Source organism: uncultured Parabacteroides sp. (assembly GCF_905196875.1).
Taxonomy (GTDB): Bacteria; Bacteroidota; Bacteroidia; order Bacteroidales; family Tannerellaceae; genus Parabacteroides.
On record NZ_CAJJWO010000051.1, the window covers coordinates 24,742 to 36,976 of the forward strand.

Consider the following 12,235-nt stretch of genomic DNA (forward strand, 5'->3'; position numbering starts at 1 on the left):
AACATTATAAATTTAGAATGTAACATTAAGACCTCCGGTGAATGAAATGTTCTGAGGATAGATACCGTAATCTATACCTCTGGATAAAGAACTGGACTGACCCACTTCCGGATCCATACCCGAGTAACCGGATATCGTAAACAGGTTCTGACCGCTTAGATAAAAACGCACTTTTTGTAGTTTTATCTTCTGTGTAAGAGAAGCGGGTAGGGTATAACCCAGCTGGGCGTTTCTCAATCGGAAATAAGTGCCGTTTTCCACGTACATGTCTGAGAAACGGTCGTTATCGTTTGCGTCCGTAGACGTCAGGCGGGGGATATCCGTATTCGTATTGGTGGGCGTCCAATAATTCATTAACGCTCTATCCTTGTTTGTGATGTCGTTCGGGAAGTAGGTGTAGTAACGCATCGCGTTAAATATCTCATTACCGATTGTTCCGCCAAACTGCAAATTGAGGTCGAAGCCTTTCCACGCCATACCCATATTGATACCATATATGATATCTGGAATAGGATTACCGATCATGCATCTGTCGCTCGAGTCTAACTTGCCGTCGCCGTTCGTGTCCACAAACAATACATCGCCCAATTCGGCATTAGGCTGGAAATCCGCCCGCTTAACGGCATCCAACTGCTCCTGTGTCTGGATAAGCCCGTTTGTTTTGTAGCCCCAGAATGCACCGATAGGCATACCTTCATTCGTGTAGGTGAGGTACATGGTACCGTTTCGGAACGGTCCGTCGGAAATAGGCGTACCACCGTTCAATTTCGTCATTCGGTTACGAATGGTCGACATATTCACTCCCACGTTGTATTGGAAGCCGCTTTCGGTCTTGTCTCTCCATTCGAGATTCAACTCGACACCGCGGTTGTTTGCCTCACCGATATTGGTGTAGGTATTATTTGCATATCCCATATAGATAGGCATAGGAGCCGCGAGCAACATATCCTTCGTTGTCTTGTAATAATACTCGAAGCTGAAAATCATCCGGCTGTTGAAGAAGCTTGCGTCGAGACCGATATTAAGGGATTCTGTGGTTTCCCATTTAATATCCGAATTACCCAATCTTGCTACGGCAATACCCTGATACAAGGTCTCATTCTCCCTCGCTCCGAATAAAGCGCCGTATGACGTGTTCAATGAAAGCAAACTGCGATCCACATAATCGGTGATATTCTGGTTTCCGATCTGTCCCCAGCCCGCACGAAGTTTCAGGGAAGAAACCCAATCTGCGTTCAGGCTCTGGAAGAACTTTTCGTTATCCATTCTCCAACCCAAAGCGAACGAGGGAAAGTTACCCCAGCGGTTCTTGGAAGAGAATTTAGAGGAACCGTCCCGACGGAAAGTGGCTGTGACAAGGTATTTGTTATCGTAATCGTAGTGTAAGCGGCCCAGATAAGACATCAAACCATATTCGGTAGCGCTATTGCTTGCCGTGGTCTTGTTCTTATCCAGCGTAGCGTCTACATAGTGCAGGTTGTCCGATTCGCCGATAAGATCTCTCGCGTTTACGCTCAAGCTTTCCCGCTTACCCCATTCGTTGGTATAACCCACGAGAGCGGATATGGAGTGTTTTTCGGCAAACTTCTTGTCATACGAAAGGGTATTTTCGAACGTATAGTAGTACCCTTTGGTCTGCGACTTCGATAAACTGCTTTCTAAGTTTTTCTGGCTTGAGGATACCTCATAGACCGGCGAGAAAGTTTTATTGTCGACTCTTCTGATTTCTGCTCCGAAGCTACTCTTGAACTTCAATCCTTTTATAATTTGCCATTCACCATACATATTGCCGATGAAAGCAAGTCTCTCCCGTTCATTGTCCCGATACATGATGCTCGCTAACGGGTTATAGTAGTCGATATAAGGAGAGTAACCGTACGAACCGTCCGCGTTTTTGGCAGGGGTTACCGGAGCCAGGCGGAGTGCGTTACTTACGACACCATAGTCGGCGTCGTATACGTCGCTACTGTTGCGCTCGTTAATACTTGCATCGGTAGATCTTGCGATCGATGCGTTGGTACCCACTACCAAATGATCTTTGATTACCGTTTTTTCTGTACTTTGACGGACGCTGAACCGTTCATAATTGGATTTCTTGATCGTACCATCCTGATTGATATAATTTAAGCCCAAATTAAATTTATAGTCGTTCTCTTTACCTCCGCTTATGCCGACACTGTAGTTATGCATAAAGGCTGTATGCGTGATCTCGTCCATCCAGTTGGTGGAAACGTTACGATTGACAAGGCTTAAGTCGATGGGAACGCTCCTTACGCTGTTCAACTGCTCCTGATAGTCGTACCATTCCGGGCCTGACATCAAATCGATGTTATTCAATATCTTGTTCATTGACCAATATGCGTCGAATGTGACGGTGGTTTTTCCTACGGCACCTTTTTTCGTTGTGATAAGGATTACGCCGTTCGCACCACGGGAACCGTAAATAGCGGAAGCGGAAGCGTCTTTAAGCACTTCCATAGACTGTATATCTGACGTGTTCAGGTAGTTTATATCCGTCACGGGCATTCCGTCCACGACGAATAATGGTTCCGCATCGTTTACCGTGCCGACACCTCTGATACGGATCGTGGCGGCGGAACCCGGAGAACCGGAACTGGAAGTAACGGATACACCGGTAGCCAGACCTTGTAGTGCGGAAGAAACATTGGCCACAGCCTGACGAGCGATTTGTTCCTCGCTCACGGACGAGATAGCCCCTGTAATGTCGCTTTTTTTCATCGTACCGTAACCGATAACGACTACTTCGTCCAACTTCTGCAGGTCTTCCGTCAGGACGATCCTCATCGATTGCTGTTTTCCGACAGGTACTTCTTTCGTTATATAACCGATATAAGAAATCACCAGGGTGGCAGATTGAGGTACGTTGCTGAGAATGAAATCACCGTCTACGCTCGTGATGGATCCCGTTGTCGTTCCTTTCACCATGACATTGGCACCGATCACCGGTTCGCCGTTCTGGTCTACTACCACGCCGCTGACTGTTTTATCCTGCTGATTGCCGGTCGGAGTCGTGCTTGCCGTTGCTTCTTTTTTTGTTGTCAGGATAATGTTCTTATCCAATACTTCATATTTTATATCTGTATTCCTGAACAGATCGTCTAATACTTCGAATACACTTTTTTGACTGGCACGGATAGATACCCGTTTATTCGTATTCACTTGCTTCGTATTATAGAAGAATTTAAATTCCGACTGGGATTCGATACGATCCAAAACCGTTTGTATGGTTTGATTTGTCGCCTCGACAGACAATGAGGCTGTCTGACTGTACGTATTTGCCGCGTTTACTATAGTAAGGGTGGCGACTAGCAATAATGCAGTTATTTTCATACGTAAGAGTATTTTCGTTTTGATATTACTTCTTTTTCGCATAGATTTACAGTGTTTTAATGGTAAACAAAAATGTAAACTTGTTCTTGACAAGTGCCGTTTTTTTTCCACACGAATAGATACGCCCATATTTATTCGTGTGTTTTTTACTTTAAGGATCTCTTGTTCTCATGATAGTTTCTTTGATTTTTAAGATTAGACATTGTTAATATAACTCGACCCGGCTTTTGATGATTTCGCCATCCTTGTCGAGTTGATAATCCATTTTATATCGAATACCGGATGATCGTTTGAAATGCTCCAATACGCGTTCGACCTGCTGATTGGTGAAAACGCCTGTAAAAGAATATTTGTAGAAAGCCGGTTTTTTAACTGTAAACTCCACGTTAAACCGCTTACTCAGTATCCACAATATCTCTGATAAAGGAGTATCTTTTAAAATAATCTGGCCGTTTTTCCAGGCTATATCCTTGGCTACATAGGTTTCACCTATCTGGGTACGGTTGGTTTTCTTGTCGTAAATAACCTGTTCGTTCGGCTTTATTCTCATTGTCTGTGACAGGTGGTCTTCGTTTTGGTACTTGAATTCAATGGAGCCTTCAACAAGGGTCGTCGCTATAAAACCGTTGCTGCTGTAGGCATCCATATTGAATTCTGTACCTAACACTTTAACGGACGAATTATCCGTATGAACGATAAAAGGCTTTTCCGCATTGGTTACTACTTCGAAATAAGCTTCTCCGTCGAGAGTCACTTCGCGGGTATCGCCGGAAAAAATGTTCGGGTATTTAAGGTAAGAGGAGGAGTTGAGCCACACTTTTGTGCCGTCGGGCAAAATGGTTGAACCGATCATTCCCGGCGTCATGCGGGCTTCCAGGTAAAAAACAGGGGCTTTTCCTTCAGGTTGCAGCAGAAGGTAGCCGGAAAGAACGAGTAAAGGCAGCAGTAAAATGACAGCCACTTTTTGAACGAAAAGATATATTTTCCGGAACTGCTCTTTCTTTAGCCGTTTATCGACCTTTTCCAGTGCTTTTTGTGGAGCGGAACGTTTGATGAACTGCAAGGAAGTAACGGCAAAAGATAGTTGATAGTAATCTTCTGCAATCTTCCGGTTCTCTTCCGATGCATTGATCCATTCTTCTACTTCGGTTTGTTCCTGACCGCTTAATTCGTGGTTCATATATCGAAACAAATCCAGCTCGTTTATCTCTTTATTCTGATTCATTCTTTCTTTTTTCTTCTTTACTAATATGACAGCTCAGGAATGAAAGTTCCTAAACTAAATTGATAAATAAATTCTTTTTTTTAATTTTGCCTTATATGCAAATTATTACTTGCATAAACCGACTTATAATAAAGGCTCATGAATCAAGGCACAGAAGATGAAAGGTTGTTCGTGGCTCTTCAACGGGGAGATAAAAAAGCTTTTAATACTTTTTTCTTAAGGTATTATCCTGTGCTTTGCGCCTATGCAACACAGTTTGTCGGGATGAATGATGCGGAAGAGCTCATACAGGATATGATGGTCGGGATCTGGGAACACCGGAGAGAGATTGTGGTCGAATCTTCCCTGAACGGTTATCTTTTCCGTGCCGTGAAGAATAAATGTATCAACCATCTGGAAAAACATCGTTTACACGAGCAGGTACATCTATTTATTGCCGGTAACTGGCAGTCCCGATTCGAAGATCCGGACTTTTATGTTGTGGAAGAATTAACGCAAAAAATAGAGGAGGCGTTGGAGAGGCTTCCACAAACATACCGGGAGGCTTTTGTACTGAACCGGATCGACGGAAAGACCTATAATGAAATAGCGGCGACATTGGGCGTATCTTCAAAGACGGTCGATTATCGGATTCAGCAAGCACTTAAAAGCCTTCGTGTCGAGTTAAAGGATTATCTTCCGCTGTTGATTACCTTATTTATATAATATAATGTAGATAGCCCGCTAACGGGTTCAATACAACGATATTAAACCGGCTCTCTCAATATCATTTCAATACTTACCCTTCACCCTTCACTCTGCTTGTAACGTGTTAGGATATAGTAAGATACGATGAACCCTGCTGCTTTCACCCAAACAAGAGAAGTCTGTCTCAAAAAAGACTGGTCGTTCTGTAGATGGCTGTTTTTGCCGATTGGGAGGTAGTAGCACTATTGTTTTGGTCATCCGGGACACTCATGCCGGCGGTCATAGCACTATAGTCCCGGGTTCTTCCCTATATAGTGCTGTTCTGCGGGCTAAGGGGTATCACTTTCTGTCCTATAGCCTGTCGCTCGCTACCTTATAGACTAAAAACCGTACGGTTTATCAGATAAAAGCGTAAGTCTTATCCTTAATAACTGCCTGCTTATTTGTCATTCGAAGCATTCTTTTTTGATAATCGGATTACAAATAATACCTTTGTAACCCAAGAAGTAAAATAGTAAGAAATATGGCCGATCAAAAAGTAGTGATCAGTAAGGATCTGAAAGCGGACCTGCAAGAGTTCCTTGCCGCACTGAATTACGATAAATTGTTTGTTCTCACAGATACGAATACACAGGAAAAGTGCTATCCTTTGGTGAAGGATGTTCCGGCAATCAAGGGTGCTCCGGTTATAACCGTGGATGCGGGTGATACGCATAAAGGCTTGGATGCCTTATCCAATATCTGGATGCGTCTATCCAACGAGGGAGCTTCCCGCAACTCATTGCTGGTAAATCTCGGGGGCGGGATGGTGACGGATATGGGTGGTTTTGCCGGTGCTACTTTCAAGCGCGGACTGAAGACGGTAAATATCCCTACTACGCTGATGGCTTCGGTGGATGCGGCTGTCGGGGGAAAAACAGGCATTAATTTTAACGGGCTGAAGAATGAGATTGGTTCTTTCTATCCTCCTGAATGTGTATTTATTGATTGCGAGTTTCTTCGTACGCTGGATCGAGATAACCTGTTGTCAGGTTATGCGGAAATGATCAAACATGCACTGATCAGTTCGATAGATACTTATGCAACTGTTATGTTGTTCGATCTCGACCAGAAAATGGATTATGCTTTCTTGAATAGGATGGTAGCCCAGTCGGTTGCTGTAAAAGAACGTATCGTAGCGGAAGATCCGAAAGAACATGGTATTCGTAAAGCTTTGAACTTCGGTCATACAATCGGACATGCCTACGAAAGCCTTTCGTTTAAAAAGAACCGTCCGCTGTTGCATGGTCATGCGGTAGCTGCCGGTATTGTGAGCGAATTGTATCTGTCTCATAAGCTTTGCGGTTTTCCAATGGATAAATTGAGCCAGGTAGTTTATTATATCAAGGAATATTATCCTGCCTTTGTGTTCGATTGTAAAGATTACGATACTTTATATGAGCTGATGACACATGATAAGAAGAATGAGGCCGGTATAATCAATTTTACCTTACTTGCGCAAATCGGTGATGTTCAGATAAATCAGCAGGTAACGAAAGAGAAAATACTGGAATCTCTGGATTTTTACCGTGAAAGTTTTGGTGTATAGCGGAAAAATCTTACCTTTGCAGCCGTAAAAGAAAAACGGGATGTAGCTCAGCCCGGTAGAGTACGCGTCTGGGGGGCGTGTGGTCGCAGGTTCAAATCCTGTCATCCCGACGGTTATTGAGCAGGAAAGGAATTAAGTTGTAAACTTAGTTCCTTTTTTTTGTTTTTCGATATTTTTCGCAAAATTCTTTACCTCGCCAGAGAGGTATAAACCAACGGGAAAGGGCAGGTTGGATTTTTCCATGAATGGTGATTACATCCCATTCGGGGATTAAGTCGAAACAGGAACGTAACTCCTGTATGAATAATTGTTGTCGTTCGGAAGAGATATTTTCTTTTCCGAAGGTTATATGATGAATAATCAGGCTGTCTATTTTTCCGTCCTTTTGCGGAATCAGGCTGAATAAACATCCTACTTTTATATCTTTAAGCTCCGGGAATAAATCTTTATTAAACTGTTGTATAATGAATTGCAAGGCCTCTTCCTTAGTAATACGAGCCTTTTGCAAAGAGTTTTCATAAAATGCCTGGGAGATGACTTTCCCTTGTTCTATTTTGTATATTCTTTCATGTTCGTAGTCGCGCAGAAATCCGTCATGTATATATGAAACACATTTTCCGGAGACAACTTTTAATTCGCCACTGAACCAAGAGGCTGTGATGCGGCTCTCTTTTTCTTTATAGCTTCCAAAAATACTATCAATCTTTAGAAAGGTTTGTTCTCCTTCATGTCTATCCGGGTAAACTCTTATCTTTTCGAGATATAATGTGTTGTTTTCCAGTTGCCAGTATCCGATATATCTCCGGTAACATCCGGTGCTGAAGTGTTCATCAGATAAGAATGTTCGTATTTGTTTTTGTACTTCTTCGCTTATCAATGAATCTACTTCAATAGGGCAAGAAAGCATACTGAGGGTATCATGCCCGATAATAATTATTTCACCAGCCTGCCCGGTTGCTTTGACTGAAATGGTAAAGCAACTCCATAGCAGATATATTAGTAGTAGTCTTTTAATCATAGTAGTATATCTTAGTTGCGTAAATATATGAAAAAGGTTCTGGATTTAATAAATCTTTGTAGGGAAAGTGTTTGTTAAGATTTAGTAATGATAGGGCTGGCCGATAACTATCGGCCAGCGATTACCCGCCCTATTAATTCCATTATCCTGATGGCTGGATTTAATTATCCGGAGGATAGTTCCTTACTCGACCGCGTTCATTTCTTCGATCAGCTGAGAAGCGCATTTGAAATGGACGATGGTTCGAGGTGTAAGCATAATGACATCTCCGTTCTTGGGGTTTCGTGCTGGACGACTTGTCTGTAAGCGAGGTTTAAATGCTCCGAAGCCAGGTATAAATACACGGTCGCCGGCTTTTGTCCGCTCAACGACCATCTCCGTAAATGCATCTAGAATTGTTGTAATATCTTTCTTGTTGACCTCTGTTCTTGCTGCTAGCTCATTAATTAGTTGACTTCTGTTCATCGCTTTTTCTTTTTTAGTTAGAAATTTGTTTATAAGTTCGTGTCTAATTTACTTTTCCTGAATTCAGAAGGAGACATACCTGTATGTTTCCGGAAAAACCTCGCCAAAGAGGATTGATTGGCGAAATTTGTTCTCAATACGATCTCCTGTATATTTAATGAAGAATCTCTTAGCAATGCTTTGATCTCTAAAATGATGTATTCCAATATCCAGTCTTTGGCGGATTTACCGCTTACCGCCTTTATTATCGTTGTCAGGTATTTGGGTGTTATACATAGCTCTTTAGCGTAGAAAGCGACTTCCCTGTTCTCCTTGTAATGCTTCATAATCAAAGAAAAGAATTTATCTGCCAATTCTTTTTTATGGGAATCCATTGTCGGCATATACGGTAATGAGTCTTTTTTATAAGTGTTATAAAGATCCAGATAGAGAATCCGTAATATATGAATGACTGATTCTCTTGGATACAGGTTTGAGGGCGATTGGGCCTTTGTACATACCATATTATAATAATTGCCGAAGTTCTTCGATTCGCCATCTGTCAATCTGTAAAAGAAATGACTTCGCATATAAAAGAAGAAATGAGGGGAAAACCTGCAGATCCCGCTTAATATGTCATTGAATAACGATTGTGAAATAGAGAAAGCATTTATAGCAAAGTCTTTACTTATTTCATTTAAAGAGATAAGTTGACCCGGAAGAAGTATTATCAGTTCATTTTTCACCAATAAGTGTTCATAGGTATGCACTTTGATCCTGGCATTGCCATCGGAACAAAGCATAACCATGCCGTATTCTATATATGAAGGATACGGAGTTATAGGAATTTCCTTGACATCCTTATAGAATCTTAATTCGTTATTTATAAAATTTGCGGTGTCATTATTTCCTACGTATAATCTGTTTTCTTCTAAAGACATCACCCTATAATTATATTTGTGTATAAAATTAAGATTTCGTTCTTTATGATATTCAGACTGTGGATTTTTGGTATGACAATGAAGAAATATGGTACGTTTCTTGACATTTTTTGTTACGAACGATTCATTATTGAATCCTAAAAACCATCTTTTAAGGGTATTTGTTCATTGTACACCATTAAAAATTGTTGTTGTTTTGAATGTTACCGTTTTCTTATATATGTTTGCTGCTCTATGATAATTAAGTGTAAAAAATGGGACTTCTTTAAATAAACACAGATGAACAATAAAATCCATGATTTCAAAAGAATGATCAGTTATGCGATAAAAGCACCATCCGGTCATAACACACAACCTTGGCTTTTCCGGATAAGGGAGGGAGAGGATAGGATACGGATCGTACCCGACCTGACGAAAAAGTTGTCTGTCGTGGATAAGGACTGTCGGGAATTGTTCATCAGTCTGGGATGTGCGACTGAGAATTTGTGTATTGCCGCCAGGGATATGGGGCATGAACCTACCGTAACAATTGATGAATATAATACTATAAATGTATATCTAAAGAAGATAGAAGTAGTGAAGTCGAACTCATTATGCCTGCAGATAGACAAAAGGCAGACCAATCGTGGCAAATATGACTCGCGTCTTATCCCGGAAGAGAGGATACGGCAATTCCGGTCGATTCCTTTGGAGGATCATATACATGCTTACTTCTGGCGAAACCAGACGGACATTTTTAATTTGCTGAAAACGCATGTCGCGGAAGGGAATAGTATGCAAATGGGTAATAAAAAGTTTCTTGAAGAGTTGAAATCATGGATGCGTTACAATAAAAAACATGCTGAAGAAAAGAACGACGGACTTAGTTATGTGGTTTTCGGTGCACCCGATTTGCCGAAGTTCATATCCAGGCCTGTCATGGGACTATTTCTGAATGTCAAAACACAGAACAAAGCCGATATGGAGAAGATCGCTTCTTCCTCTCACTTTCTCTTGTTGACGACACAGAATAATACAGTAGTCGAGTGGATCAGCCTTGGGCGGTCTTTGCAGCGGTTATTGCTGGTTATGACACAGCAGGGTATTGCCAGTGCATACGTCAACCAGCCTTGTGAGGTGAGTGAATTAGCAACTAAACTACAGGAGCTTTTGCCTGTAAATAATGAGTATCCGACTATTTTACTGCGTATTGGATATGCAGAACCTGCTCCTTTTTCAAAACGGAAAAGTATAGAAGAAGTCTGCTGTCTGGAATGATTTTGATGAAAGTTTGAAATTAAAGGTATGAAATGGTGGGAAAATAAGAAGATGTTTGTATATTTAAAGCTGTAAAGAATCAGCAAGCATAACAAACTTGTCTGCTTAGTGGTTATTAATAAAAAAGCAAGTATAACTTTAAAGTCAAACATCATGGGAAAGAATCAATTAATTCACAGTAATGAGTTGCATCTCATTGAAAAAGCTGAAATTCACAATGCAGCTAAAAAAATGGTAGAGTCATTAAATCTTGCCGCAGGTTCGACAGGAGGTTTTGATATTTATAAAGTAGTAGAAGTTTATTTTACAGATCTGGAAAAGAGGCATGAAATGAATCAGCTTTTAGGTATTCAGGAAGATTGCGCTTATTATGGTGCTAAAGAACAGGCAGCCGAATGTGCGAAAGCGGAAGCTGCCAATGAGTAACTAAGGCTTCAATACGAAAATAGAAAGGAGATACTTGCAGAAAGCGTCTCCTTTTTTATTTTCTCTTTTCTGTATTGAACTTACCAAGTCAAAGTCGGCAGGAAGTTAGATAAAGTCGCTTTTAGCTCCTTGATGTTGATCGGTTTCGTGATAAATCCGTTGCTTCCGGCCTGACGTGCCGACTCCATATCGTTTTCAAAGGCATAAGCCGATTGCATGATAACCGGGATTTCCGCATCGAATTTACGGATTTCTTTCAGGGCATCTATGCCATTCATTTCCGGCATTTTGATGTCCATAAGTATCAGGTCGGCATGTTGTTCCTTATAGATTTCCAACAGTTCTTTTCCTGTTTTAGCATGCAAGATATTACAATGCCTTTTCAGGATTGTTTTCAGTAGTAAGAAATTACTTTCTTCATCTTCTGCGATGAGAATCGTTATGCTTTTGTTTGCTATATTTTCGTCCATGATCTTAATATTGGAGTAACACCAACAAATTTCAGCATTTAATTTAAGATACGCAAACAATAAGGCTTAAATCTTTATGAATATCAACAATTGTAGAAGATTGTTCTGCAAAAGTGGGATGGATAACGGATGAATGCAAAAAAGGAGCCACTTGTTGAAGTGACTCCTTTTATAATTATATGTCAGTGAAACTGATTTATTTACCAGAAAGTTTTTCTTTCAAAGCAGCTAGTTCCTCGATGTCACCCAGTGTGGTTTTTTCAACCGGACCAGTTACCATTGCTGAACCTTCATCTTCTTTCTTGTTACGTTTAGCTGCCGGTTTTTTGTCGCCAGCAGGAGCGTCTTTCTTAGCACCCTTCTGTTCATCTTCGAAGATACGGCTATGAGAAAGGATGATACGTTTTGCTTCTTTGTTGAATTCGATTACCTTGAACTGCAGTTTTTCGTCAACTACAGCCTGAGAACCGTCTTCTTTTACCAGGTGTTTCGGAGTTGCGAAACCTTCTACACCGTAAGGCAGAGAAACGACAGCACCCTTATCCAGAACTTCGATGATTGTTCCTTCGTGGATTGAACCTACTGTGAAGATAGTTTCAAATACATCCCAGGGATTTTCTTCCAGTTGTTTGTGGCCTAAGCTCAAACGACGGTTTTCTTTGTCGATTTCCAGTACCTGAACTTCGATTTCCGCACCGATCTGAGTGAATTCGCTCGGGTGTTTGATCTTCTTAGTCCAAGACAGGTCAGAGATGTGGATCAGTCCGTCTACGCCTTCTTCGATTTCTACGAATACACCGAAGTTAGTGAAGTTACGAACTTTTGCAG

11 protein-coding genes and 1 tRNA gene are annotated in these 12,235 nt (G+C 41.3%); 5 read left to right on the plus strand and 7 right to left on the minus strand.

Annotated features, from left to right (window positions below):
• Nucleotides 1-12: 12 nt before the first annotated feature.
• Nucleotides 13-3,351, minus strand: a complete 3,339-nt coding sequence (locus QZ076_RS15645; RefSeq protein WP_293714629.1) for a TonB-dependent receptor — start codon at nt 3,349-3,351, stop codon at nt 13-15.
• Nucleotides 3,352-3,556: 205 nt separating this feature from the next.
• Complete coding sequence (locus QZ076_RS15650) at nt 3,557-4,576, minus strand: FecR family protein (RefSeq protein ID WP_293714630.1); 1,020 nt, start codon at nt 4,574-4,576, stop codon at nt 3,557-3,559.
• A gap of 138 nt (nt 4,577-4,714) precedes the next feature.
• Between QZ076_RS15650 and QZ076_RS15655 the strand changes: the two genes are divergently transcribed.
• The 3 genes from QZ076_RS15655 to QZ076_RS15665 all read left to right on the plus strand — a co-directional run bounded on the left by QZ076_RS15655 (nt 4,715) and on the right by QZ076_RS15665 (nt 6,961).
• Nucleotides 4,715-5,281, plus strand: coding sequence for an RNA polymerase sigma-70 factor (locus QZ076_RS15655; protein ID WP_293714631.1), 567 nt, complete (start codon nt 4,715-4,717; stop codon nt 5,279-5,281).
• Between the two features lie 505 nt (nt 5,282-5,786).
• Nucleotides 5,787-6,851 carry a 3-dehydroquinate synthase gene (aroB, locus tag QZ076_RS15660; RefSeq protein WP_293714632.1) on the plus strand — a complete coding sequence of 355 codons (1,065 nt, stop codon included), beginning with the start codon at nt 5,787-5,789 and terminating at the stop codon, nt 6,849-6,851.
• 36 nt (nt 6,852-6,887) lie between these two features.
• A tRNA-Pro gene (locus QZ076_RS15665) sits at nt 6,888-6,961 on the plus strand.
• A 35-nt stretch (nt 6,962-6,996) separates the two neighbouring features.
• On the opposite strand, the gene QZ076_RS15670 is transcribed toward QZ076_RS15665, so the two are convergent.
• The 3 genes from QZ076_RS15670 to QZ076_RS15680 all read right to left on the minus strand — a co-directional run bounded on the left by QZ076_RS15670 (nt 6,997) and on the right by QZ076_RS15680 (nt 9,254).
• Nucleotides 6,997-7,869: a hypothetical protein gene (locus QZ076_RS15670; protein WP_293714633.1), complete on the minus strand. Its 873-nt coding sequence runs from the start codon at nt 7,867-7,869 to the stop codon at nt 6,997-6,999.
• A gap of 183 nt (nt 7,870-8,052) precedes the next feature.
• Nucleotides 8,053-8,334, minus strand: a complete 282-nt coding sequence (locus QZ076_RS15675) for an HU family DNA-binding protein (RefSeq protein ID WP_293714634.1) — start codon at nt 8,332-8,334, stop codon at nt 8,053-8,055.
• A gap of 29 nt (nt 8,335-8,363) precedes the next feature.
• Nucleotides 8,364-9,254 carry a helix-turn-helix domain-containing protein gene (locus QZ076_RS15680; protein ID WP_293714635.1) on the minus strand — a complete coding sequence of 297 codons (891 nt, stop codon included), beginning with the start codon at nt 9,252-9,254 and terminating at the stop codon, nt 8,364-8,366.
• A 279-nt stretch (nt 9,255-9,533) separates the two neighbouring features.
• Here QZ076_RS15680 and QZ076_RS15685 point away from each other — a divergent pair, with 279 nt between their 5' ends.
• Together QZ076_RS15685 and QZ076_RS15690 are read left to right on the plus strand one after the other, a co-directional pair.
• Nucleotides 9,534-10,511, plus strand: a complete 978-nt coding sequence (locus tag QZ076_RS15685; protein ID WP_293714636.1) for a nitroreductase — start codon at nt 9,534-9,536, stop codon at nt 10,509-10,511.
• Between the two features lie 153 nt (nt 10,512-10,664).
• On the plus strand, nt 10,665-10,937 hold the full coding sequence (locus QZ076_RS15690; protein WP_075559017.1) for a hypothetical protein: 273 nt from the start codon (nt 10,665-10,667) through the stop codon (nt 10,935-10,937).
• A gap of 80 nt (nt 10,938-11,017) precedes the next feature.
• On the opposite strand, the gene QZ076_RS15695 is transcribed toward QZ076_RS15690, so the two are convergent.
• On the minus strand, nt 11,018-11,407 hold the full coding sequence (locus QZ076_RS15695; RefSeq protein WP_129731808.1) for a response regulator: 390 nt from the start codon (nt 11,405-11,407) through the stop codon (nt 11,018-11,020).
• Between the two features lie 196 nt (nt 11,408-11,603).
• The coding region (locus tag QZ076_RS15700; RefSeq protein WP_293714637.1) for a S1 RNA-binding domain-containing protein at nt 11,604-12,235 on the minus strand (632 nt) is incomplete at its 5' end.